A 23,524-nucleotide genomic window follows, 5' to 3' on the forward strand; every position below is an offset into this window, starting at 1 on the left:
CAAATAATAATTCCTTGCAGAATTTTTTCTGCCTGCTCTAAGTAAAAGAATTAATAAGATTTAGGTGTGTATTGAAGTATATATAGAACTTGACACAAATAATGCCTTTGGATATATTTAGAACACGAAAAAAACTTAAATGAGAAGAAACTATGGCAACTAAAAAAGCGTGGGGAGGAAGATTCAAAAAGAAAACAGCTTCTTCGGTCGAATCATTTACTGAATCGATATCGTTTGATAGCCGTTTGTACAAATACGATATTGAAGGGAGCATAGCGCATACTACAATGCTGGCGAAATGCAAACTGTTAACGACCGGAGAGAAAAATGCGATTATCAAAGGCTTAAAAGGCATCCTGAAAGATATTGAAACCGGCAAGTTTAAGTTCAAGGCAGAACATGAAGACATACACATGAATATTGAGTCTGCCCTGGTCAAGCGGATAGGTGATGTAGCAAAGAAGCTTCATACGGCCAGAAGCAGAAACGACCAGATATCTCTGGATTTGAGACTTTGGGCCCGGGATCAGATTCAGGAAATAATAACGATAATTCTCAACCTGCAGCAGGAGATTGTTACAAAAGCTAAACCCGTATGGAATGGTATATTGCCGGGTTTTACACACCTTCAACATGCTCAACCTGTCCTGGTCGGACACTACTTCCTGGCTTACGTAGAGATGTTTGAACGGGACCGTACGAGATTGGTTGATTGTCTGAAACGTCTGAATCAATCTCCGATTGGTGCTTGTGCTCTGGGTGGTACGACACTTGATACAAATCCTGAAATTACGAGTAAGCTCCTTGGCTTTGCTTCTACTTTTAATAACAGTCTTGATGTTGTAAGCGATAGAGACTTCTGCCTGGAATATGCTTCAGCGTTGTCTATTATTTCAATGCATCTCTCAAGATTTTGTGAGGAGTGGATTATCTGGTCAAGCCAGGAATTTGATTTTCTGGACATTGACGACTCCTATTGTACAGGCTCCAGCATTATGCCGCAGAAGAAAAACCCGGATATACTTGAACTTATCAGGGGCAAATGCGGCCGTGTGTACGGAAACCTGTTCTCTCTGCTTACTTTAATGAAAGGGCTCCCGCTCTCCTATAACAGGGATATGCAGGAAGATAAAGAGCCGATATTTGATTCGTCCGACACGGTGAAGAATTGCCTGTCTATCCTTAAAGAGTTGATAAACAAGACCGCTCTGAAGCTTGAAAATATGGAGAATAGCTGCAGAAAAGGGTTTCTGGATGCTACGGTTTTAGCGGAATATCTTGTTGAGAAAGGTGTTCCCTTCCGGGAGGCACATGAGATTGTCGGTAGACTGGTTGGGGTATGCAGCAAAAACGGTAAGGAGTTGAGTGATGTCAGCCTGGAGGATTTTAAAGGACATTCGTCTTTCATTGGCAAAGATGTTTACAGGGTTCTGGGTGTGAAGAATTATATTAAACAATTTAAAAGTCACGGTTCGACTTCTCCCGGGTCTGTAAAGAAGCAGATTAGTGCGTGGGAAAGAAAACTTAAAAAGTTAATGGCTTGTTAAATACGGGGTTGCCTACATAAAAAACGTAGTCCTCTCTTTCAAGAGGACTGTCGTTAGAATAGTGAAATCAGGCAGGTTGCTGGATAAAATGAAGTTTCATTGCTATTAATAATTTAACCCGGTGTTCTTTGTGAACACTGAGGTGGATTTATGAATATGGAGAAGAGGATGACGACTAGTTTTGATTTTTTTAACTACCTGAATAATGAATTATATTGCGAAGACGTAAAGGTAAAAGAGATAATAGAAAAAGCAGGATCCCCGGCATATATTTACAGCAAAAATTCTATCCTGGAACATTTTATTGAAATCAGGGATGCGTTTGAAGAGGTAGATCCTCTTATATGCTTCTCTGTTAAAGCCAATTCTAATTTGTCAGTTATTAAGGTGTTGGCTGATGCAGGTTCCGGGTTTGACGTCGTTTCCGGAGGTGAGCTATACAGGGTACTGAAAGTAGGTGTCAGCCCGGACAAAATCGTCTTTGCAGGAGTAGGTAAAACGTCTGAGGAGATTAAATACGCATTGGAAAATGATATCTTCATGTTCAATGTTGAGTCTCCGGCAGAACTGGCTAATATTGACAGGATAGCAGGGTCCATGGGGAAGAGAGGGAGGGTTGCTTTGCGAATCAACCCTGACATTGACGCCAAGACCCATGACAAGACAACTACAGGTAAGAAGGAGAACAAATTCGGAATTGACTTTGAAAGCGCCAGTCAGTTAATAAAGAATATCGATAATTATAAAAATATAGATCTCAAAGGTATACACGTACACCTTGGCTCACCGATTTATTCAACCGGGCCCTATGTACAGGGCCTTGAAAAAGTATATAAATTTGTCCAGGAAACGCTTGATGAGAAGGGTAAACAGGGTATTGAATACGTCAATATTGGAGGTGGATACTGTATGTCGTATACGGGTGAGAAGGTGAAAAGGCCGCGTGATTATGCAGCAGATATTGTGCCCTTAATAAAGAAACTCGGTTGTAAGGTTGTAATGGAACCCGGGAGATTTATTATCGCGAATGCGGGGATACTGTTGACCAGAACAACCTATATAAAGGTTGCTACCTGGGGGAAGAAATTTGTTATCTGTGATGCGGCAATGAATGACCTTGCCCGTCCATCCCTATACGATGCCGTCCACAGGGCCTGGCCTGTGAAAACCGATGTGCCTATGCCGGAAGTAGAGCTTCCGGGGGAAGAGAAAGGTTCGGATAAAAGATTGGAGTTGGTAGATATCGTAGGTCCTGTATGTGAGAGTAGTGATGTTCTCGCAAAAGAGCGGTGGTTTCCCGATGTAAAGGAGGGTGATCTGATTGCCTTCTTCAGTACCGGTGCATACGGCTTTACCATGAGTTCCAGTTACAACACAAGGCCGCGTACATGTGAGATATTAGTAGACGGTGATAGTTTTTCGACTGTCAGGAGAAGAGAGACATATGAAGACTTGATTACCGGTGAGAAAGAGTTTTTGGACTGATGAGTAAATTATATAAATTAAGAATTTTTTTGAGATGAAAAATGAGCTGGGATTGTCCACATCTGACACGTGATTATTATTGTAACCGGCTGAGAATTAAATGTGATCCATCATGCAAGGGTTGTGTTCTTTATGGAAAGGTAACTCCCCTGACAGGATCTCTCGCTGATACTACACAAAAAGAGAATAAGAGAATGATTCGAAAGGATAACTGATCTGTTGTTGCCGGTTCACACTTGTAGATTGAACCGAAACGTGTAGGTACAGGCAGCAAACCAGAATCAACCATGAACATTGCCCCCTGATAATGGATATATGAAAATCCAGAATCTCTAAATTCTTCAATTCCTTAATTATTAAATGACTAGCATTGCCTCTGCAATCTCTTTTGCCTTCTGCTCTCCATAGAGCTCCTCTACCAGTTTCAGGGCAAATTCCACAGCTGTTCCGGGGCCGCGACTTGTTATGCAGTTTTTATCAACTACTACCCGTGAATCAATAGAATCTGAATTCTCCAGTTGTTCTGCAAAGCCAGGATACGCAGTTGCCTTTCGATCTGCCAGTAGACCGTGATGATGCAATACTACAAATGGAGATGCACAAATTGCAGCATACAGTTTGCCTTCCTCTTGCTGACGCTTCAACATTTTCACCAACTCTTTAGAGTCACGTAGATGTTCTGCACCGGGCATGCCGCCAGGCAAGACAATCAGATCATACGAATTATTAACACATTCTGAAATTAATTGGTCCGCGATCAGTTTCAAACCATTTGAAGCAGTAATCTGTAAAGCGCAGACAGAGGCAACTGTCACCGTAGCGCCTGCTCTACTCAAAACATCTACAATACTCGCAGTCTCAATATCTTCACTGCCATCTGCTATTGGGACAAGGACATTCTTTGCCATAATATATTCCTTCCTGAAATGTAATAAATAAAAGAAATTATTCTCTCCAATTACTAAGTTCCTGAAATTATAAAAGAAAAAAACAAATTATCCAAATGAGAATTTATTTGCATCTTCTATAATTACTGTCTAACATCAAAGAAGATAGTTTTTTTAAATTCCTCTCAATAGAGAGAAAAAAGCAACCGTATCCTCGTTTTTCAAACGGATCTCTAATATGCCAGTTTGGGAAACGGACTACATATTTCAATGGATGGATAATACCTGATTTTATTGTATCAGCAAGCTGGTTTAAACTTTGTACTTAAAGTGCAAGGCTCTTAGCTATCGTTTTATTCATGACAGTGTTGAATTTGACTCCTGTCATTCTCGTACCCGCCCGGGCGAATCCGTTCGCCAGCCCGACGTGCATTCTGGCGGGAACAGGAAAACGGGAATCAAGAGAGTAAGGAAAGCCTGGATTCCCGATCGAGTCGGGAATGCCAAATAAAAAGGTTAATGTATTTCATAAAACGAAAGGGGCTTTCAGTGTATAGTGGTTTAGTTTTCCTGAATTTCCCGCTTTCCTCAGTGGTTAGAATTTAACTATTAATACGAAAGGAGGCAAAAATGTCTAATTATTACCATAAAAAGATAATAAGCAAACTGGCAGTAATCGGAATTGCGGTCTTTCTTGGAATAACGATTTCTGCACATAAAGAAATTTATGCGGGAAAGAAGGAAGGGCATGGTGTTGATAACGTTACAAAGCTGAAGTATGCGGACCCCGTTAAAGATATTCACTTGTACTTGTGTGCGTTTCATATTGCCAAGAACAATCCGGAGTTTGAGGTAGAGGCGCACCACTATTGTTCAATGCGCAGCCTCAAACTGGAAAAAGGAGACCTCCATCAATGTGTAATATATGATTCCAAAGAAGCGCCAGCTAAACTCCTTGGCATAGAATATATTATCAGTAATGATACGTATCAGAATCTGCCGCATAATGAAAAAATGTATTGGCATCCTCATGCATATGAAATAGTATCAGGGCAACTTATTGTACCTGATCTGTATGATATGGGAGATATAGCGCTTGAGGGATTTTTAAATACATGGGGGAAAACATTTCATACATGGCCCGATCCGGATACAGACATACCGATGGGTGCGCCTTTATTAATGTGGTCTGCAGGTGCTGATGGCCAGATCAGTAAAGAGCTGATTGATAAACGTGATAAGCAGTTTGGCGTTTCAACAGAAAAGCTCCGTGAGCGTAGGAGGATGTATCGCTATGAAGTGCCAAATGTTGACCTTCCAAAATCAGTTGGAGAACTCGGTAGGCAATGGACTAATAAGGGGCTGGATAAACCGCAAAAGTTAAAATAAGAACCACTCAATTTCAGGATAGTTTATGGAGACAGTTTACGCGACCTTTGAAGATGCAGAGAAAGTTCTTCTCAAAGAAGATGAGGATACTCTTCGAATTATTTTTACCCGCCATGGCAGGACACATTTGAATGCCGATAGAATATTTCAGCCATGGACACCGGAGGGCGATCAATTAAGCCCTGAAGGCGTGACTTCAGCTAGAAATTTAGGAAAAAAGCTTAATAACATTTCGATAAAAAAAATTTATTCGAGTGACTGGCATAGAGTAATACATACGGCTCAATTAATTAATGAAGAACGGAATCAGCCATTGCATGAAATACTGATCTCAAGAGGCCTGAGGGATTTTAATTTCGGGGAATTATGTGGTTTGTCCGTGACAGAAGCGGACCGTCTATTCCCTGAACTGACTGAGTTGAGGGCGAAAAGCCTTTATAAGTTTAAGGCTCCCGGAGGTGATATTTTTTTCGATTTTTACAACGGAAAAAAGAAAGAGTTAATAAGAATTCTCAGTGAAAACAGTAAGGGTAACATCCTGGTAGTTTCACACGCTTATGTTACAAAATGTCTGATTATGGCCGCACTTGATCTTACTCTGGAAGAGTATGCCAATAAAATAAATATTATGAATACTTCCCTCTCGATAGTTGAACTTAAGGGGAGAAGAATTCCCGGCAGATTGCTGGTGTTAAACTATAAATAGATGGAAGGTTAATAATTGAGCGATAAAGGGCTTTAAGGATTTAGAGGTTTGCGGATGATCAATTAACATTGAGCGGAGGAACACTTTTGATTGTAAGTGCAAGTAGAAGAACAGACATTCCTGCCTATTATGCTCAGTGGTTTATTAATCGAATACGTTCCGGCTTTTGTACCGTTCCAAATCCTTTTAACAGAAAACAGTGCTCCCGTGTCTCTCTCCGCCCCGAAGATGTTACAATCATTGTCTTCTGGACAAGAAATCCGCAACCCTTGATCCGATATCTAGAAGAACTGAATCAACTTGGCTACCGGTACTATTTTCAATACACGGTTATGAATAATCCGCGACTCATTGACACCACGACACCATCTCTATCGTCTTCACTGAAAGTATTTAAAAAGCTGTCTGGCCTTATCGGGTCTGAAAAGGTTATCTGGCGTTATGACCCTGTTATAATAAGCAATAGTACAGATATCGATTTTCATATTGAAACATATAAACGGATTGCAGAAACCCTGAGAAATTATACTAAACGGTCTGTAATCAGCCTGCTGGATTTTTACCCTAAACTGACAAAACGGTTAAAGTTGTTGAAAGATAATGGCGTGAAAATAGTTGATTGCAATAAAACAAGTGATAAGCGATTTGATAAGTTTATGTATACATTAGCTGGCATTGCAGAACAGAATAAGATGGAGGTTGTCAGTTGTGCTGAAGATCCGGATTTAAAAAGATATAATATACAGCCCGGTAAGTGTATAGATAACAATTACATAGAAAAAGTGTTCGGGATAAATGTCACTCACAAGAAAGATCCGTCTCAAAGAAAGTCATGTGGGTGCGTAGTAAGTAGAGACATTGGTGTGTACAATACCTGTTTGTCCGGCTGCCAATACTGTTATGCTACCAGTAGTTTTGAGAAAGCGAAGGCTCTGCACAAAAGCCATACTCCGGATTCCGCATCTATGGTAGATTACGGTGATTAACATAACCGTCTGTTACAGCCATGGCCATGCTTTAATCAGGATAGTATACCCAGCCGCTCCAGTTACAATGGCATTAACAATGGTCCAGTAACCAGTAGCCTTTGTTATTTTTATACGCAGGCTTAGCAGGAGAAAGAACATGAACCACAGGCTTGCCCACATCAACCAGAGTACGAGCATGCCCTTATCCGGTAAAGTGGTGAATGCGGTTGGCACCGCTACCACAGTAACCAGCAGGCAATACCATCCTAATCCATCATCCTCCAGACTCCATATTGAGTTGATACCTACCCATAAGTAGGTGAATCCGAACAGAAGAGACTGCATTGCATGAAAATATGGTGTAATCCCTTCTCCATGGAGCAGTACGGTCCTTATCGCACTGGTAACAATGAGTGTGCCGGTAAATAGATTCATGGGGATAACATGGATAGCCTTAAGTTTTCCAAGTGTTTTCAGACCATTCATAAACAATACAAAACCGACATATACCAGTGCAGCGCCTAACATTCCCATAAAAACACCTCAACCAATTTATTAAAACATTTCGAAAATAAAAACACACACATTTGTTTCTGTATGGTAAAAATAATGAAAAGGAGATGATTACATATACAATTGGATATCAAAAGATAGATCAATTGAAAAAAACGGAATGGAATTATAGATAAAAAATATACAAAAGGCAAGTAACAACGGAGCGGCACAGGATAATACGGGTGAGTGGCGATGCTATTCCTTCTTCCCGTCTCTTACACTCTTTGCTTTCAGGTATTCCCTCAAAACTCCAATACCAAAGACAACAATGCAGATACCGATCGTTACAAAGCCGAGCCATTTGCCAAACTTCTTGAGTTTTATCTGTAAAGGCGACAGCTTCTCTTCCGCCTCCTGTACCATATCAGCGATTCTACCTATTTCCATGTTCTGATATGAGAATTAGTAATGTTATAATATACATATTGACAGAAATATATTGTCTTTGTAACTTAAGATTTAGGAATATTCAATGTTGATACTATTTCTTTATAGGTAAAAAGTAATTTCAATCAATTTGAGACTTATAAAATGGCAAAGATCGAGTTTTTTACTTCAGAAAGCGTGACAGAAGGCCACCCTGATAAAATTTGTGACCAGATAAGCGATGCAATACTGGACGCGTTATTGAAGCAGGATAAGAATGCGAGGTGTGCCGCAGAATGTCTGACAACAACAGGGCTCGTAATAGTTGCAGGAGAGATTTCGACAACGGGTTATGTTGAAATCCAGGATATTGTGAGAAGTACTCTCAGGGAAATTGGTTATACTAACCCTGAATTCGGAATTGATTGTGATGATGCCGGTGTAATGGTGAGTGTTCATGGCCAGAGTCCGGATATTGCACAAGGAGTAAATGAAGGTATCGGAAGGGAACAAGGCGCCGGTGACCAGGGTCTGATGTACGGATTTGCCACTAATGAAACTGATGAACTGATGCCATTGCCCATAATGATGGCACATAAGCTGGCAATGCGACTTGCTTATGCCAGGAAAGGGGGGATTCTAAAAGACCTTGGTCCTGATGGAAAGACCCAGGTCTCCGTGGAATACCATGATGGAAAGCCTGTCAGACTAAGCGCTGTTGTTATAGCCCAGCAGCATATTGACGGGACTTCGGAAGAAGAGTTAAGGAATGGCATTGCCGAGCATGTAATCAGGCCCGTTTGCGGTAACTTTCTGGATGATAAGACAAAGATCTACATCAATGCTACAGGAAAGTTTGTAATTGGCGGACCTGAAGGCGATACCGGTTTGACTGGCAGAAAGATAATCGTAGACACTTACGGCGGTCTGGGAAGGCATGGCGGTGGAGCTCTCTCCGGCAAAGATCCGAGCAAGGTTGACAGATCAGGGACATATGCTGCAAGGTGGATTGCAAAGAACATTGTTGCTGCCGGACTGGCTGATAAGTGTGAAGTGCAGGTAAGCTATGCAATTGGAATTCCTGAACCTACATCTATAAATGTTGATACATCAGGTACAAACAAGATACCGGAAGTGAAGATTGTAGAGCTTGTCAAAAAACACTTTAACCTTAATCCCGGGGAAATCATCAAAAGGCTTGACCTGTTGAAGCCTATCTATAAAAAAACTGCAGCTTACGGTCACTTCGGAAGAAACGATCCGGATTTTACATGGGAAAAGACGGATATTGCAGATACTCTCAGGAAGGAATCCGGATTGTAGAAAGAAGTTAATAGTGCCTTAAATAAGAGGGCACAGTTTGAACAATTTAGGCCTTTAAATCATCTCTATCCACGTCAGCTGCTTTTAACTTTTTTCTTCCTTGTCTCTTCAATTAATTTTACTTGAAAATTATTGTAATTATAATCCTCCGCCCTCTCTATGAAACATCAAGAATTTTTTCTCATGTTATATTATTTTTCTCACTTGTTTCATAATGCTACAATTTTTTTGCTGCCTGGATAAACTGGTAGATAATTATGATTTTTGCCTATATCTCGCATAAGTAGCTATGTTAAAAAGAGATACATGGTGGCATCGTACAGGCTTACCACTCCCGGATTGACATTTCAAGGCTATGGTACACCAATTGCTATAATAGCCCAACCAAGGTTAGATACTTTTTCTGTTTGGAACCTCTATTTTATGGAAATTTGAATCGTCTTTACATTTTGTATAGTATAACTATGTCAGAAAAAATATTACAGCATCGAAATTACCAGCAGGATGGTTTGTTCGCGGAAGAAAACCATTCAGCAGCTTCAGGAAAGGCATCAACAGGCATATCAAGAAAAAATTGGGAAATGTCTTACCGGAAATGGAAGCTGCTTGTAATCCTGGCAAGGTTGCGCATTAGATTCCATACAAAGAGAGGTTTTTCTTTTTTAAACGTCATTGGTAAATGTGGATATTGTATAGAGTTTAAATCAAATTGCTTTAATTGTAATCTCTACAAACAAAGTCTCTGTTGTTCAATTAACAATCTGACAAAAGAGAAAAGAGAGAAGACCGTGCTGTGGAAATACCTGAACGTTATGCAGAAAAGTGTTAAAAACTATAATATAAAAATTGACTGGCAGAAAGATGTATTAGCTTACGCAATCGGAATGAGAGACGCGATAAAAAAAGACAAACCGAAAAGACGGATCAATCATAGTTCACTATTCTACAAATCTTCTTTCCGAAAGCTGTTTAATCCAATATTATAAGTACAGATATTCATGAGTTCATATAAGGAATGAATTGTTTCTTGCTTTTTGGAGTGCGGTAACTGCATCTCTGTTTATCGGGTGTCACTGCTATAAATACTCATGAAGCCGGCCTGTCATTAGTCGGGCAGGGATGATGCACTGCATATTTCACTCACTTTTTAACTCTTTTTCTTCCTGGTCCCTTTAAGGGCAAATGCCTTTACGTCACCCGCGTTTAATTCTTCGTCCTCCACGAAGAACTCATCCTGAAACATCCACCATCTTTGATTAACATCTGCTGCTTCCATAACTTGTATCGGGTCACTGCTCTGCAGTTCCAGTAACTTATTATATTTTGCCTTTGACAGAGGGGGCTTACTGTATTTTTTTTCGGAAGTGAATTGGTATTTCAGGGAAACAATACCGACCTCAAGAAATTCAGCTTTTTTATCTCTTTTTAACATATGGGTAAACTCCGGACTTTCTGACAGATTAATTAAGACACAATCATGCAAAACAGACTGAAGAGGAACATACCATTTTTACCTCAATATTTCTAGTTGTAAATTTGATGTGAGCTGTCGTAGAGAAAAAACAGGTCCACCGTAGGGAAGCCAGGAGGTCTGAGAAGAAAAAATGTAGTCACTAAGGCAGGAACACAAATTTCCTGCCCGAAAGGCAGGTCAGGCGGGCACGAATTAACACTAAAAGAGAAAAGGGAAAATTAACCACGAAAAAACGGATCAATACTGTAGTCAATGAAAAAATAACATTCTCGCAAAGCTTGGCAGTGAACAGTTCTTTCGCCTTCCTGTCCCATGGGTGCGCGGATCTCCCTTTTTGTCTATTTGCCTTTGAACTTTGGAATTAAAAAGAAATTCCCTTTTCTTAATAACTTCGGTATTTATTTATACTATAGTCGCTTATTGTCACACCAGTCCGGGCATTCACCAGAGTTGTTCTGTGTCCGGTATTGATTGCTTCTGCACCACAAAATCAGGTTATAACGCTCACCACTGGTAATATCGTTCGCTCCATGCCGGTGTAGACCTCTATGTAAAAGGGCTCGGCCGATTTTATGCTCAATTTCGACTTGTTCCTGTGTTAATGCGGATGACGAATATAATATTTGCTGACACATACGGCACAGCAATCCGTTAAAATAGATTGTGCCATTGGTAAATTCTCTGCCCAGACACACATTGAAGGTGACATCACTATCGTCGGAATGAAAGCCGAGAGACTCATCTTTCCCCATTTTATATTCCACAACAAATCCGTGATGCTCGTCGAGTGAGCCTCCTCCGGTATCATTGAACAACAGTGTTGATAACGGAGAGATGTATTCAGTCATAAGTCGGTTAAGAAAAGAGTCAAAACCAAAATCATCAAGAACGGCTCCGTAGTTATTCATACTGTTTGGTCTGTTAATGGTAACCTGCTGTTTTTTGCACCAGGCTTCAAACCACATAATTTCCTCTATTAATTGACTGCAGAATTCCGCTTTCAGGACATCGAATGAATAGATACCCGGATACTCTTCATGTAATATCTGCTGGAGTGCCTCCCGTGTATTAAGCTCTATCGCCTGTAAAAATGATGGAACGAAGATATCTGTGTTTAAAGTATAGAGATGGGTATACAGGGGGGTATAGTTGAGCTTTACAAAGCTGCGGTACTCTTGTTGCATCTCACAATATGCATCAAACTCTTTCGTCATTTTAATTCCTTAATCCTTCACACGAAGGATGCAAAAAACTTAATTCGCTAAGGAATGCAGGAACTAAGGGAAAAAATACATGATAAAACATTGGGTTTTAAACCCTTCCTATAACTCTTGCTTTCCTGAGATTTATCATTTGTTGCGTTGTCATTTTGTTATTCAATCCATCTGGTTTTTAGCAGTGTATATCTTTGCTCTATTAAAGCAGGAATTGAATCGTTTGTCAGTAGTCAATCTTTAATTTAATTTCCATTTGTGCTTGAACAGAAATGGTTAAAGTGAAATAAAGTTATGGTGGCCAAGGAATTAATATTGAGCTTTGAGATCACGATTTAACAGTTATTGCAGCTTTTCTTCGTGTCAATTCGTGCCCGCCTGACCTGTCTTTCGGGCAGGAAATTCGTGTCTTCCTGCCTTAGTGGCTCAATTTTTTTGTCTTCCGCGTTTTTTCCTATAATATTGCTTTTTCTTTTCTTTGCGCTCATAGTGCCTTAGCGTGAACTTTATTTGTCTTTTTTGTGGCCATTATTGTTTTTTGTGTTAATTCGTGTCTAAAAAAATCTCTCTCTTTACCGATAATTAAATTAACAGGATCATAGAGAAATTCAGAAGAGATTAAAGAAAACGGGAAGCACTGAGGGTATAATGGCTTATACGAAAAGTAGAAATAAATTCAGGCTGATAACTTCGAGTCTTATCATTTATACAATATCTGTTTTTCTTGGTACTGCTGCACTGATTTTATTCCGTAGCTCATGGGATACAACATTGGGGAACCTCATTATATTTATGAGTCCGTATCTTATCTATATTGCCGTAAATTATGGTTATCGCCACAGGAAAAGAAAGCTGAATAATCATTTGTCAACGGATGAACGCTGAAAGACCTGCCCGACTACCGGACTGTGTTATAATAGTAAAAGCGTCCGATTTGTCATCCTGAACTAACTTGTTTCAGGATCTAATGTTTACAACGATTTTGATAATAGAAATTCTTCGGCTAAAGCCTCAGAATGAAATTGTGACACAGTCTGATTGTCGGGCTGGTTATCGGGTTGGTTGTCGGGCTGGCCGGGCAAGAAGAACGGATAGAAAAAATACGAAAATTAAAATTGCTAAAAATAAAACAAAAGATAATCATAGTCGCTGTAGGGTGGGCACTGCCCACCAAAAACATTCTACATCCGGAAACAAAAATTGTAGGGTGCGTTTTACGCACCAGAAATATGACAGCATAATCAAGTATTTGTTTATATATAACACCATTGCCGTATCCAACGTTGTTAGCGGTGCATGGAATGCACCCTACTTGTCTGGATTTATCAATATTAAAGACCTGACCCTCTTTCCTTATCACTGATCGAGGTTTGCCAATGATAACTATGAAAACAAAAAGAGAACAAAACAAAAACACGATGAGTCATTCCACAGAATTTTTCAAATCGATAGTTAATTCCGTTAGGGAACACATAGTAGTTATCAACCAGAAAGGCATGATACAATACGTTAACACGGCATGGATAGATTTCGGCATTGCTAATCAGCTTGACATAACAAGTGAATGGCAGCAGGTCAATTACCTGGAAGTTTGTGATAAAGCAGCAGAGAATGATGAAGAGTACGGAAAGACTGCGGCAGATGGAATCAGAGGAGTTGCCCGGAATAAACTTGATTCATTCTACATGGAGTACCCCTGCCACAGTAAGGACGAAAAACGATGGTTTATTATGCGGGTCACACCCTTAAACTGGCAATATCCTGATCACTTAGTCATATCACACCAGAACATTACCGAGAGAAAACTTGCCGAAGAAGAGATTCAAAGGTGTTCCCGACTGGACGGCCTTACAGGTTTAGCGAATCGAAGATTTTTTAATGAATTCTTAAATAAGGAGTGGCGTAGATGTGAGAGGTTGAGACAGCCTTTGTCACTGATACTATTAGATGTTGACCATTTCAAACTCTTCAACGATCATTACGGCCATGTAGCAGGTGATGAATGTCTGAAAAAGATTGGTACTGTTCTCAATTCATATGCGAAAAGGCCCAGCGACCTTTCTGCAAGGTATGGTGGTGAAGAATTTGCGTTAATACTGGGTAATATTGACATCAGGGAGTCAACACAAATAGCTAATGCCATACTTCATTCAATCCGTGATTTAGCAATCCCACACGAATATTCTAACTCCTTTCCGGGGGTTACCGTCAGTCTCGGGGTTACGATGACGTACCCCTGTATGAATAAAGATGAAACGGACTTGATTAAAGCTGCAGACAAATCTCTGTATCGAGCAAAAGAGAATGGTCGGAACCGTATTTTTGCTGATATTTCGTAAAACAAAAGATAAAAGGTTTTCCCTTTGCCCCTGGTTCATCCAATTGATTACGTTTGAAATGTAGGACTTGAGGTAATAAGAGACAATCATTAATATCCGCTAATCACTGGTCAGGGTTTGACCATTAGTCTTTCGGGTGGGAAAGGAAGATTTGACATTATAGTCTATAATATTACTATCTTTATGGTCACCAGCTCATATGGAGAACACATTACAATTCTTACAAATTTGCAGCTAAATTGCAAATCTGTAAGGCAGGCTTAGTAATGTTTTATTTGCCTTTACTCCCTTTCATAATCATCTTGTGCCATGAATATAGTTTTTTTGAGTAGGTTTTTCAGCGTATGAATCTCGAACATCAATCATCAGCTCCGCAGCACCTTCCGCTTTTTTATCTTTAACACGCACAATATTCCGATTGGGTCCAAGATTTTTTCTGATTGAAGAGATGACATCCCGGCGACTTAGATATTCTCCTTCAATTTCTGAACTTTTAATAGCTTCAGAAACCATCATATCGATCATAGTATCAGTCTGGGTTATTTCCGGCATCACTTTGAGAATACCACTTACATGCCCCACTCTCTCTGCAAAAGAGAAAAGTAGATCCTCAAACCTTTTAAAATCAGGCACTTCAAACTTGTCTATCTCCTCTCAACGCATTCCTTGATGCTCTGTCCACAAGGGTAAAAAGCCTGTCTATATCATCTTTCTGTTTCGATCTCTGATGTCCACGCACTTTAACAAATCTGCAATTCAACTGATCGGTCACTCTATAAAATTCTTGATATAGTTCATGATTATTGAGGAGCCTGCCTTTTTTTGAAAGATAACCGTTTTGCTCAAACCGCTCACGTCTTCCCGGCAGACCCATGATATTTTGAGAATCGGTATAAACTGTCACTTTGGCCTCCAATGTTTGTATATCCTTTAGTGCCCATAACAGAGTCTGCAATTCCAGTTTCGTTGAAGACGTATGCTCAAATCGCTTCACCTTCACGTACGCTCTCAACAAATCCAACGAAAGTCCACATTCTGACACAGCGAGGTAAGCCCCATATCCAGTTTTTGACTGAATATTTACACTTCCATCAGTAAGTAGCATCAGTTCATCCATAACAATAGTACTTCATTGTATACAATAATAAATGTCTGCCCCTTCTTTTTTCCAGTTCCTGGATTCCCATTAATCTCGTCTCTATTGGCCCTATTTGTTTCATTAAAATATCAACACCTTGTTTTAGTAATTTCTCTTCTTTGTATATATCGTTTGTTATTTTTCATTGCCAGCTTGCTGTTCTTCAATTAGCAGAATTTCTCGTTCTAGTTCTGTTTTCAATTCTTCTTCTGTGGGAAGAACCAGCCTATATTTTGAAGCAAAAAGCTGTTCATTGTCCTTCAAGACGGAATATTTGACAGATGTTTTTTTCAAGTGTTGACTCCTTTAATTCTCCATTTTCCGGCAAATTAAGAAAGAGTTCTGTTATCAGGATTCTCAAATGGAATGAATTTTTTTCATTGATGTAAGCATTTAAAGAGAAGCGTATTACTGCCTGCTAATCACTGATCAAGGTTTGACCCTCTGTTATTTCTGCCCGCCTGTATCTTCGGACAGGCTATCTTTTGAACGGGAATCTAGATATTAAGATTATCCCACAGCCATTTTAGCCGAATCTTTCCAGAGATAAGGAGGCATTGGCTCATTAAGTTTCCATTTGATGTTCATTGGTTTTGAATCATAATAATCAATTATATTGCCTTCGCCAAGAAAAACAAATGACATTGTGTTGCCAAACTCATCCTTGCTTTTTTCTCGTACAAAAAGAAGAATTTTCATCTTTTTTTCCTTATGCTGTATATAAGATAATCCTTTGCCACTATCAGGTTTAGATTCGTTTTGTGATTGCCAGTGAAAAAGGGTTTCACTAATAGCAAAATCGTTATATAAAGTAGTTGGCGAGAAATCCTTTTCGGATTTATCAAGAGTAATAAAAAGCAATTCTGTGTTTTTGTCCTTGTTAAAGGCAACCCCTTCTCTTTTTTTACTTTCCTTTGTGAAAGTGTGAAATCCGAATGCTGCTAATATTTGGCTCCTTGTATACCTACTGTGAATTTTCAGAGGTTGTGCAAATGGAAGATCAATGTCTCTTTCAATGAAGTCGATTTTGTCAATTAGTATTTCAAGAACGTCAATTATTTCCTCAACTAGAATTTTATTATATCCGATTGTTTTGATACTTTCTTCTAGTGAATTAAAATTACCAGCTGCTTGCCAAACATCATAATGAAGCATTAGACACATGATTTTTTGATTTTCATTGAATTGGTTGAAATTTATACAAAAACCTTTTTTTGCTAATGATAAAATAAACTTAAAATAGGAATATGAATTACAAGAAAGCCATATGTTTTTGACTACTCTACAAATTTCATTTTCATTTTCAGTAGAGTAATCTTCAATTTGCTCTGCTAAAACACATAATCTTTTCCAGTTTTTTCTCTTGTAAATGCTTTGAAGCGGAATGTGGTAGAACGTTGAAAAGTTCTTTAGATTAAGAGATAGAGTTGTTTGGTGTTTGAAGTTTCGGAGTTTTGTCAGTAATTGGTTTTTGCTAAAGGATGTTGCTTTTTTAATATTTTCAAGAATAGAATCTTTTGCTTTTTTTTCCAAAATAATTGTACACCCTAAAGGCAAGTGAGGGAAATCATCCTCAATCTCTTTTTGAATAGAAGTACATGTTTTTCCAACCAACGCTCTAAATTTTCCCTCAAAATCATATTCTGGTCGTGAATTACCAACGAAATCTAATATTGTTAAACAATCTTTCCCCTCTGCAAATCGTAAACCCCTTCCAAGTTGCTGAAGAAAAATTGTTAAGCTTTCTGTTGGTCGTAGAAACAAAATTGTGTCAATGTTTGGTAAGTCAACACCTTCATTAAAAATATCGACAACAAAAAGGTAATTAATTTCATTCTTTGAGAATTTTGTTCTTATCTCATCTCTTAAATGCTGTCTTGAACTGACTAAATAATCGGACTTAAAGCCCACAAGTGAAAACTTTTCAGCCATGTATTTAGCATGTTCTTGTGTTACGCAGAAACAAAGTGCTTTCACGTCATTTATGTCACTTAAATATTTACGCAAATTAGAAATTATCTCGCCAATTCTCTTGTCATTATGCATGTAGATATGTGTTAATTCGCTTGGCAAATATCTTCCATTGCGCCATTCTACATTCGATAAATCAATACTGTCCGTAACTCCGAAATATTGAAAAGGACATAGAAGTTTTCTATTCAATGCTTCTGGCAATCTTATTTCGGCAGCAATGCAGTTGCAGAAGTCTTTGAGAATGTCTTCGCCATCCATTCTTTCAGGTGTTGCTGTCAACCCTAAAATTATTTCCGGTTTAAAATGCTCTAAGATCGTTCTGTAGCTTGATGCAGCTATGTGATGGACTTCATCTACAATAATGAAATCATAAAATGTTTTCGAAAGATTCAATGTGTCAATTCTGTTGTTCAGCGTTTGAATCGAAGCGAAGATGCAATCATATTTCTCTGGTTCAATTCCATCAACCCATAATTCACCAAAGTTGTTATCTCTTAAGACACCTTGAAAAGTTTTTTGGGCTTGTTGTAATATTTCTTTCCGGTGAGCAATAAATAAGAGCTTAGCACTTGTGTTCTGTTTCTTATAATTCTTAAAATCAAATGCAGATATAACAGTTTTCCCAGTTCCTGTGGCGGCAACGATTAGATTTCTATAACGATTGTGAACTATTCTTTCCGCTTCCAGTTTTTCTAGAATTTCTTCCTGGAAATGGTAAGGTTTAATATCAAAATAGAAGGAGGGATTGTTTCTTTCTGTTATTCGTTCGCTTTTTATAGCAGATCTTAATTTTTCTGAATGAAGTGTTTTTTTAAATAGCTCAAATTCTTTATCCTGCCAATAAGTGTCAAATGTTTTCTGAAACTTGTCAATAATATGTCCAACTTCTTTCGTGGTCACTTTAAGATTCCATTCTAAGCCGTTAGTTAAAGCTGAACGAGAAATATTGGATGAACCAATATAACCTGTATGAAATCCAGTATTTCTACAAAATAAATATGCTTTTGCATGTAGTCTTTCATTATTAGAATTATATGAAACTTTTATTTCTGTGTTTCTTAATTCGGAGAGGAATTCTACCGCCTTAAAGTCTGTTGCTCCCATATAAGAAGTTGTGATTACTCTAAGTTTCCCACCTCTTTTAGTAAATTCTAATAATTCATTTTCAAATATTCGTATTCCTGCCCATTTAATAAATGAGACTATAAAATTAATCCTATCTGAAGAAAGGATTTCCTTTTTGATTTCACTTTCAAGCGAGATGCCAGCATTGTTACCAGTGAATAATTCGCTTTGAGATAGTCCCGTGTAAGGAGTAATTTCTTTCAAGTGCTTTTTTATGTCAGAAAATCTGGCATCAATTTTTGAAAAAATAGCGGAAAGAACCCTCGCCTCTGTTGTAATCAAATTGTCATCAAACTCTTCATTGTTTAATTCATCTCGTAATAAGATAATAATTTTGTTAGACAGTTCTATTTGTTTTTCAATTTTCTCATCACCAGATATTAAATTTAAGGCAAACCTGATGACATCACACAAATATTGCGAAAGAATGCCAGCAGCTTCGTCCTTATCAATTGCAGTTTCATTTATGTAGAAATTATTTCTATCTAAATCATTCAACTTAGATGAAATCAATTTGTTTATAAGCTGTTCGTAGAGTCCTTGTTGAATCATAATACAATTTTTAAAACACTTCTAACCCTTAAGGTTAGATCATCGCATTTAATAATATTATGTAATATAGTGAATAAAAATCGTTCCTCTTTATGTAGATAACCCTATTCGTTTTGAAGCTTCAAGTATGTTCCATTCCTCTAAAGAAGCTTTTCTGAAATGAGATACTATCTCTTCAGCAGAAATATTTACCGTAGGCTTTTCGTGTGAGTGTTTGATTTCCAGTATCTCATGCCAGATATGATCATCCTGGTTCAGGTTATCCGGCTGCAGGTCTTTCAGGCCGATTTCTGAAGGAATGAAAAGCTCTTTTTCATATAGATATTCCTCAACATCGTTTAAGGATAGCAAGCCACTGATAATTACGGTATCATACTCCTTGTAGTTGGATGCGTCTCTGTATTGATAAGTGATCAAGGTATTCATAGTAAAAGACTGGACACGAATTTCACGAATTTTCCCAGATAAAAGACACCCCCGTCCGTACCGAACAGTACGTTCGGGCGGGGAGGACAAGGTACTAATTAAAAAGCAAAAGAGCTGTTCACGCGAAGTCGTAGAGAACTCAGAAAAAGAATGAAAGATAAATTCAGCCACAGTTTTTCACAGATAAACACAGAAAAAAAATAAAAGAAGAAATTTTTTTGTCAAAGATGAATAATTAGCCGGTCAATTTTATCCTTGTGCTGCTTTCAGATTTCCAATCAAGTTGGAAATGAAGCTACAATAAACAGCCGATAACAAGCAAATGGTAAGATGGATAATCAATGCTACAGAAAAGCTATCTACTTCCTTTTATACATTGCTCTTTTATGCCCTACTCTTAAAACAATAATATCCTTGTCTTCTATATTAAAGATTAGACGAGAATTGCTTGCCCGAAAGACAGGTCAGGCGGGCACGAATTGACACTAAAAGAGAGAAGTAAAATACTAGATGCTGGACAGCGGATAGTATCTTTCTTCTCCATCTAATCTTTAGTCTAATATACTCATACCGTTATCATTTCTGGCTCATAAACCTCAGGTACTCCTTTATTACAGCATCATCTTCTGTATTTACCGACTCGTTGTATCTCCCGGGTTCGTGCATGGCTTTCATGACCTTTATCCAGTGTTCATAGGAACTATAAGCATCAGTGTCCGGTAGTGGATGACAGAGAGAACATTTATATCTGTAGAGTTTCTCTCTCTCTCGTACTTCTTTCTGTACTCCCTCTCTGTTTACCCCATCCTTTTTCATATCATCTGCCACCGTTGCCGTAGAGCCTGAGATAATCTGCAGAATAATGATCATAAAAACTATTGAGACAGGATAAAGATGTAAACACCTCTTCATATTTAACTCTCCTTTCTATTCAACAAGAATTAAATCATCTACTTTGCCGTAAAAAGAATTTCTATCAAATTTCCCGTGTTTATTCTCAAATTCCTTCAATTTATCATGTGTTGTCTGTCTCAACAGTAAGTTTTGTCATTTCTGTCAACTTCTTGTTGTTGAGTGTCTAGGCCTTAGATACACAATTGATTTTGTTGTTATTATAAAAGAGGGGGGATGTTTTGCAATATAAAAGATTAGACGTGAATTGCTTGCACGAAAGACAGGTCAGGCGGGCACGGATTGACATTAAGTGATAATAAAAGGGAAGAGGCAAGGTTCACCGTTCCGCCAAACAACTCGTCGGACAGGAAGACACAAAGAACGCAGAGGAAGACTGAAAACAATTGGCAAGAGGCTAGAACAAAGACTAAATATTGACTATCCGCCTCTACCTGTTCGAGCAGTTTGAAGATCGATGCCAGAAAATGTGTGTCTGTCAGATTAAATCTGTATATTAGGTATTTCCGTATGCCATAATGTGATCAATAATTAGTATATTTAAGCAACAACCATTTTGTCTTCGTTTTGAATAACTATTTTGGGTTTTTGGCTTTTTGGAGGGATTGGAAGGCCTTCCTCTTTCAGCAGTTTTATGTGCTCTTGCATCCCCCATTTTGCCTTGTAAATGCAATCCTCAATAGAGTGGCCTATTCCGCTGAAACCTTCTAACTCTGTTGAATAAAACCCGAAATAATCTGGTTCTTCTGTTGCTTCAATAATCAATGAATACTCTAATTCAATCATGATGTCTTTACTCCTCTTATTTCTTTTTTATTCCTGCTGACTTTAGTATTGCATGGCATGTTCCTTTTGGAACTTCCTTTGAACCATGATAATCTACACGAACTAATTTATTCCATCCAGTTTTTCCATAGTACCTGATTGAACCTTTTTCTTTAACAATTTTGAATCCCTCTTTCTCAAGAAGCCTTACCAATTCGCTAAATTTCATTAATTTTACAGTGTCAGGTTTTTACAAAAAAAGATAATAAAATTGCTGTAAAACATCAATATTATAAAAGAGCGGGGTTGTTTTGCAATATAAAAGATTAGACACTAATTGCTTGCCCGAAAGACAGGTCAGGCGGGCACGAATTGACACTAACAGAGAAAAGCAAAAGAATAAAGACAAAATTTAACTACGGAAAAGCACGGATTAGCACTGAGGTCAAAAGTAAAGGAGAAAACAAGGCACGCGCGGGTTTGGTACTGCTATCGTACAGCATCATAGAGGATGCGCAGGAATTTTTCACGTGAGGCCTTGAGTACTACATTAACATTAGGCTCCTGTTTTGTAACCGCCAGATGATCGACAACGGTTTGTTCCCGGCAGAGTTGACTCTCTGTTTCTATTGCGACAAACAGCGGCTTTGTTTCGGTTGCAACTGTAGGGTCGAGGGCGACTGCCATAGCAAGAGGGTCCGGCAGATCGAATCCTTCCAGATTCATCTCTTTAACAGAAAACTTTCTAAGGGCCTTTTGGATATCCACACAGAACTCTGCAAGAGGAGTTTCGACACTGCGCAATTTCTCCATCTCATGTGTGTTGAACATGGCGTATGCCAGCGAGGCGTCCCAGCCTACCATCGTGATTGGTAGGGAAGATTCAAAGACAATCCTGGCCGCTTCAGGGTCTACCCAGATGTTATATTCAGCGACAGGTGTTACGTTGCCCCGGCCCTGACCGGTTCCACCCATTATAATACACTCTTTAACTTTACCTGCTATTGATGAGTCCTGCAGGATTGCCAGTGCAATATTAGTTAAAGGGCCGAGTGTTACTAAAGTGATGTTGCCTGGAAAACGATTAATTGTCTCTATGATTTTCGTTACACCATGGCCTTCGGCAGGTATTCTGCCACAAAGGGGCAGCCCTATATCACCCATCCCGTCTCTGCCGTGCACGTATTCCGCCGTCTCCAGTGAACGAAGAACCGGTTTTTCCGCGCCACGGTAAACAGGTATAGGCCTGCCGCAAAGTTCAACAGTATAAAGTGCATTCTGTACTGCCTGATCAACGTGAACATTACCGCTTACAACCGTAATTGCCTCAGTTTGAACATCAGGATAGGTAAGGGCCATCACCAGTGCAACGGCATCGTCCGAGGCAGTATCAGTATCAATTAAAAAGTGGCGCATAGTTATTCTTCTTTACATTCTTTACATGGTTTTCAGCATTTTATCCAGATCGTCACGGCTCGGTATTGAAGGCTGTGCTCCCTGTTTTGTTGAGGTCAGGGCACCTGCCGCGTTTCCATGCCTGACCGCTTCCCTCAATGACCTCCCTTCAGCAAGTGCAACTGCAAAGCTTCCAACAAATGCGTCACCTGCTGCGGTTGTATCAACCGGTTTAACCGGAATGGCAGGGAAATGTTCGATTCCGTTTTCTGTTATCAGCAAAGCTCCCCGGCATCCTTGTGTCATGATGATTGTCTTGATTCCGGATTGCCGCAGTCCGGAAGCAGCATGTCGAATCTCGTCCTCTGTACCAACATCATATCCGGACAGTATAGCAGTTTCTGTTTCATTGGGAATCAGAATATCTGTCAGTGAGAGCAGCTCTGTGGGCAGATGCTGTGCTGGTGCCGGGTTTAATATGACCTTTACTCCATGGTGCCTGGCACATTGTGCCGCCTTGACAACAGCTGGCAGCGGTATCTCTAACTGAAGTAAGATCAGATTCGCTGACCGTATCACAGCCTCAGCCTGCGATATATCCGATGGAGTAATACGACTGTTTGCTCCTGATGATACGACGATGCTGTTTTGTCCTCCCTCTTCTACTACAATAAGCGCAACGCCGGTTGAAGCGTCAGTTTCGTGAATAATATGTTGAGTATCGACCCCCGCCTTTTTGAGACTGTTTATCATCTGCTCACCAAACGTGTCACCGCCCACACGGCCTATCATGGCAACCTCAGCTCCAAGCCTGGCCGAGGCGTAAGCCTGATTTGCTCCTTTGCCACCGGGTATCATAAGTAAATTATCCGCACCGAGGACGGTTTCGCCGGGTTTTGGAATTCGAGGTGCCCGTATTACTAAATCCATATTTAAGCTGCCTATAACTGCAATCCGCACCATAAATCCTTTTCTCCTCTCTGC

At 39.2% G+C, this 23,524-nt stretch carries 24 protein-coding genes and 1 pseudogene; 10 read left to right on the top strand and 15 right to left on the bottom strand.

The annotated features are described in order from the left end of the window. The first annotated feature begins 152 nt into the window (after window positions 1-152). The 3 genes from argH to SCALIN_RS22365 all read left to right on the top strand — a co-directional run bounded on the left by argH (window position 153) and on the right by SCALIN_RS22365 (window position 3,247). Window positions 153-1,547, top strand: coding sequence for an argininosuccinate lyase (gene argH, locus SCALIN_RS15430; protein WP_096895353.1), 1,395 nt, complete (start codon window positions 153-155; stop codon window positions 1,545-1,547). A gap of 168 nt (window positions 1,548-1,715) precedes the next feature. Continuing rightward, a complete protein-coding gene (gene lysA, locus SCALIN_RS15435; RefSeq protein ID WP_096895596.1) occupies window positions 1,716-3,032 on the top strand; it encodes a diaminopimelate decarboxylase in 1,317 nt (438 codons plus the stop codon). Between the two features lie 41 nt (window positions 3,033-3,073). Further along, window positions 3,074-3,247, top strand: a complete 174-nt coding sequence (locus tag SCALIN_RS22365) for a hypothetical protein (protein WP_162532353.1) — start codon at window positions 3,074-3,076, stop codon at window positions 3,245-3,247. A gap of 141 nt (window positions 3,248-3,388) precedes the next feature. Here SCALIN_RS22365 and SCALIN_RS15440 read toward each other — a convergent pair whose 3' ends face one another. Continuing rightward, a complete protein-coding gene (locus tag SCALIN_RS15440; RefSeq protein WP_096895354.1) occupies window positions 3,389-3,940 on the bottom strand; it encodes a DJ-1 family glyoxalase III in 552 nt (183 codons plus the stop codon). A 609-nt stretch (window positions 3,941-4,549) separates the two neighbouring features. On the opposite strand from SCALIN_RS15440, the gene SCALIN_RS15445 reads away from it, so the two are divergent. From SCALIN_RS15445 to SCALIN_RS15455, 3 genes are all read left to right on the top strand, one after another. Then, window positions 4,550-5,308 (top strand): DUF1264 domain-containing protein, encoded by a 759-nt coding sequence (locus tag SCALIN_RS15445; RefSeq protein WP_096895355.1) that lies wholly within the window; start codon window positions 4,550-4,552, stop codon window positions 5,306-5,308. Between the two features lie 25 nt (window positions 5,309-5,333). Next, window positions 5,334-6,014: a histidine phosphatase family protein gene (locus tag SCALIN_RS15450; protein ID WP_096895356.1), complete on the top strand. Its 681-nt coding sequence runs from the start codon at window positions 5,334-5,336 to the stop codon at window positions 6,012-6,014. Between the two features lie 86 nt (window positions 6,015-6,100). Beyond that, entirely contained in the window at window positions 6,101-7,000 is a 900-nt protein-coding gene (locus tag SCALIN_RS15455; protein ID WP_096895357.1) for a DUF1848 domain-containing protein, read from the top strand. A 12-nt stretch (window positions 7,001-7,012) separates the two neighbouring features. Here SCALIN_RS15455 and SCALIN_RS15460 read toward each other — a convergent pair whose 3' ends face one another. Both SCALIN_RS15460 and SCALIN_RS15465 read right to left on the bottom strand, forming a co-directional pair. Then, window positions 7,013-7,516 (bottom strand): AmiS/UreI family transporter, encoded by a 504-nt coding sequence (locus tag SCALIN_RS15460; RefSeq protein ID WP_203415522.1) that lies wholly within the window; start codon window positions 7,514-7,516, stop codon window positions 7,013-7,015. 216 nt (window positions 7,517-7,732) lie between these two features. Then, window positions 7,733-7,924: a P-type ATPase actuator domain-containing protein gene (locus tag SCALIN_RS15465; RefSeq protein ID WP_096895358.1), complete on the bottom strand. Its 192-nt coding sequence runs from the start codon at window positions 7,922-7,924 to the stop codon at window positions 7,733-7,735. A 144-nt stretch (window positions 7,925-8,068) separates the two neighbouring features. On the opposite strand from SCALIN_RS15465, the gene metK reads away from it, so the two are divergent. Both metK and SCALIN_RS15475 read left to right on the top strand, forming a co-directional pair. Beyond that, window positions 8,069-9,226, top strand: coding sequence for a methionine adenosyltransferase (gene metK / locus SCALIN_RS15470; RefSeq protein WP_096895359.1), 1,158 nt, complete (start codon window positions 8,069-8,071; stop codon window positions 9,224-9,226). A 464-nt stretch (window positions 9,227-9,690) separates the two neighbouring features. Then, a complete protein-coding gene (locus SCALIN_RS15475; protein WP_096895360.1) occupies window positions 9,691-10,212 on the top strand; it encodes a hypothetical protein in 522 nt (173 codons plus the stop codon). A gap of 161 nt (window positions 10,213-10,373) precedes the next feature. On the opposite strand, the gene SCALIN_RS15480 is transcribed toward SCALIN_RS15475, so the two are convergent. Further along, window positions 10,374-10,658 carry a hypothetical protein gene (locus SCALIN_RS15480; RefSeq protein ID WP_096895361.1) on the bottom strand — a complete coding sequence of 95 codons (285 nt, stop codon included), beginning with the start codon at window positions 10,656-10,658 and terminating at the stop codon, window positions 10,374-10,376. Window positions 10,659-11,107: 449 nt separating this feature from the next. Further along, on the bottom strand, window positions 11,108-11,914 hold the full coding sequence (locus tag SCALIN_RS15485; protein WP_096895362.1) for a 2OG-Fe(II) oxygenase family protein: 807 nt from the start codon (window positions 11,912-11,914) through the stop codon (window positions 11,108-11,110). Window positions 11,915-12,562: 648 nt separating this feature from the next. Between SCALIN_RS15485 and SCALIN_RS15490 the strand changes: the two genes are divergently transcribed. Both SCALIN_RS15490 and SCALIN_RS15500 read left to right on the top strand, forming a co-directional pair. After that, window positions 12,563-12,799: a hypothetical protein gene (locus SCALIN_RS15490; RefSeq protein WP_096895363.1), complete on the top strand. Its 237-nt coding sequence runs from the start codon at window positions 12,563-12,565 to the stop codon at window positions 12,797-12,799. Between the two features lie 491 nt (window positions 12,800-13,290). Continuing rightward, window positions 13,291-14,253, top strand: coding sequence for a sensor domain-containing diguanylate cyclase (locus SCALIN_RS15500; protein ID WP_203415523.1), 963 nt, complete (start codon window positions 13,291-13,293; stop codon window positions 14,251-14,253). Window positions 14,254-14,550: 297 nt separating this feature from the next. On the opposite strand, the gene SCALIN_RS15505 is transcribed toward SCALIN_RS15500, so the two are convergent. The 10 genes and pseudogenes from SCALIN_RS15505 to rbsK form a co-directional block, all read right to left on the bottom strand. After that, window positions 14,551-14,886 (bottom strand): DUF4172 domain-containing protein, encoded by a 336-nt coding sequence (locus tag SCALIN_RS15505; RefSeq protein ID WP_162532354.1) that lies wholly within the window; start codon window positions 14,884-14,886, stop codon window positions 14,551-14,553. A 1-nt stretch (window position 14,887) separates the two neighbouring features. Further along, entirely contained in the window at window positions 14,888-15,370 is a 483-nt protein-coding gene (locus SCALIN_RS15510) for a ribonuclease HI (RefSeq protein WP_096895366.1), read from the bottom strand. Between the two features lie 156 nt (window positions 15,371-15,526). Beyond that, window positions 15,527-15,670: pseudogene (locus SCALIN_RS15515) on the bottom strand (PDDEXK nuclease domain-containing protein); the annotation flags it as partial. A gap of 231 nt (window positions 15,671-15,901) precedes the next feature. Then, entirely contained in the window at window positions 15,902-19,042 is a 3,141-nt protein-coding gene (locus tag SCALIN_RS15520) for a DUF3427 domain-containing protein (RefSeq protein WP_203415525.1), read from the bottom strand. 90 nt (window positions 19,043-19,132) lie between these two features. Then, a complete protein-coding gene (locus SCALIN_RS15525) occupies window positions 19,133-19,468 on the bottom strand; it encodes a hypothetical protein (RefSeq protein WP_096895367.1) in 336 nt (111 codons plus the stop codon). 576 nt (window positions 19,469-20,044) lie between these two features. Further along, entirely contained in the window at window positions 20,045-20,380 is a 336-nt protein-coding gene (locus tag SCALIN_RS15530; RefSeq protein ID WP_096895368.1) for a hypothetical protein, read from the bottom strand. Between the two features lie 540 nt (window positions 20,381-20,920). Next, window positions 20,921-21,166: a type II toxin-antitoxin system HicB family antitoxin gene (locus SCALIN_RS15535; RefSeq protein ID WP_096895369.1), complete on the bottom strand. Its 246-nt coding sequence runs from the start codon at window positions 21,164-21,166 to the stop codon at window positions 20,921-20,923. A gap of 16 nt (window positions 21,167-21,182) precedes the next feature. Then, entirely contained in the window at window positions 21,183-21,374 is a 192-nt protein-coding gene (locus tag SCALIN_RS15540) for a type II toxin-antitoxin system HicA family toxin (protein WP_096895370.1), read from the bottom strand. Between the two features lie 260 nt (window positions 21,375-21,634). After that, complete coding sequence (locus SCALIN_RS15545; RefSeq protein WP_096895371.1) at window positions 21,635-22,561, bottom strand: nucleoside hydrolase; 927 nt, start codon at window positions 22,559-22,561, stop codon at window positions 21,635-21,637. A gap of 21 nt (window positions 22,562-22,582) precedes the next feature. After that, window positions 22,583-23,503 carry a ribokinase gene (gene rbsK / locus SCALIN_RS15550; protein WP_096895372.1) on the bottom strand — a complete coding sequence of 307 codons (921 nt, stop codon included), beginning with the start codon at window positions 23,501-23,503 and terminating at the stop codon, window positions 22,583-22,585. Window positions 23,504-23,524: the final 21 nt, after the last annotated feature.

Origin of the sequence: Candidatus Scalindua japonica (assembly GCF_002443295.1) — a bacterium.
GTDB lineage: Bacteria > Planctomycetota > Brocadiia > Brocadiales > Scalinduaceae > Scalindua > Scalindua japonica.

Coding starts and splice junctions, on each gene's coding strand:
- SCALIN_RS15460 (WP_203415522.1), bottom strand. CDS start 7,516: ATGGGAATGTTAGGCGCTGCACTGGTATATGTCGGTTTTGTATTGTTT.
- SCALIN_RS15520 (WP_203415525.1), bottom strand. CDS start 19,042: ATGATTCAACAAGGACTCTACGAACAGCTTATAAACAAATTGATTTCA.
- SCALIN_RS15465 (WP_096895358.1), bottom strand. CDS start 7,924: ATGGAAATAGGTAGAATCGCTGATATGGTACAGGAGGCGGAAGAGAAG.
- SCALIN_RS22365 (WP_162532353.1), top strand. CDS start 3,074: ATGAGCTGGGATTGTCCACATCTGACACGTGATTATTATTGTAACCGG.
- SCALIN_RS15545 (WP_096895371.1), bottom strand. CDS start 22,561: ATGCGCCACTTTTTAATTGATACTGATACTGCCTCGGACGATGCCGTT.
- SCALIN_RS15540 (WP_096895370.1), bottom strand. CDS start 21,374: ATGAAATTTAGCGAATTGGTAAGGCTTCTTGAGAAAGAGGGATTCAAA.
- metK (WP_096895359.1), top strand. CDS start 8,069: ATGGCAAAGATCGAGTTTTTTACTTCAGAAAGCGTGACAGAAGGCCAC.
- SCALIN_RS15490 (WP_096895363.1), top strand. CDS start 12,563: ATGGCTTATACGAAAAGTAGAAATAAATTCAGGCTGATAACTTCGAGT.
- SCALIN_RS15530 (WP_096895368.1), bottom strand. CDS start 20,380: ATGAAGAGGTGTTTACATCTTTATCCTGTCTCAATAGTTTTTATGATC.
- SCALIN_RS15475 (WP_096895360.1), top strand. CDS start 9,691: ATGTCAGAAAAAATATTACAGCATCGAAATTACCAGCAGGATGGTTTG.
- SCALIN_RS15440 (WP_096895354.1), bottom strand. CDS start 3,940: ATGGCAAAGAATGTCCTTGTCCCAATAGCAGATGGCAGTGAAGATATT.
- SCALIN_RS15450 (WP_096895356.1), top strand. CDS start 5,334: ATGGAGACAGTTTACGCGACCTTTGAAGATGCAGAGAAAGTTCTTCTC.
- SCALIN_RS15525 (WP_096895367.1), bottom strand. CDS start 19,468: ATGAATACCTTGATCACTTATCAATACAGAGACGCATCCAACTACAAG.
- SCALIN_RS15485 (WP_096895362.1), bottom strand. CDS start 11,914: ATGACGAAAGAGTTTGATGCATATTGTGAGATGCAACAAGAGTACCGC.
- lysA (WP_096895596.1), top strand. CDS start 1,716: ATGACGACTAGTTTTGATTTTTTTAACTACCTGAATAATGAATTATAT.
- SCALIN_RS15510 (WP_096895366.1), bottom strand. CDS start 15,370: ATGGATGAACTGATGCTACTTACTGATGGAAGTGTAAATATTCAGTCA.
- SCALIN_RS15445 (WP_096895355.1), top strand. CDS start 4,550: ATGTCTAATTATTACCATAAAAAGATAATAAGCAAACTGGCAGTAATC.
- rbsK (WP_096895372.1), bottom strand. CDS start 23,503: ATGGTGCGGATTGCAGTTATAGGCAGCTTAAATATGGATTTAGTAATA.
- SCALIN_RS15500 (WP_203415523.1), top strand. CDS start 13,291: ATGATAACTATGAAAACAAAAAGAGAACAAAACAAAAACACGATGAGT.
- SCALIN_RS15480 (WP_096895361.1), bottom strand. CDS start 10,658: ATGTTAAAAAGAGATAAAAAAGCTGAATTTCTTGAGGTCGGTATTGTT.
- argH (WP_096895353.1), top strand. CDS start 153: ATGGCAACTAAAAAAGCGTGGGGAGGAAGATTCAAAAAGAAAACAGCT.
- SCALIN_RS15535 (WP_096895369.1), bottom strand. CDS start 21,166: ATGATTGAATTAGAGTATTCATTGATTATTGAAGCAACAGAAGAACCA.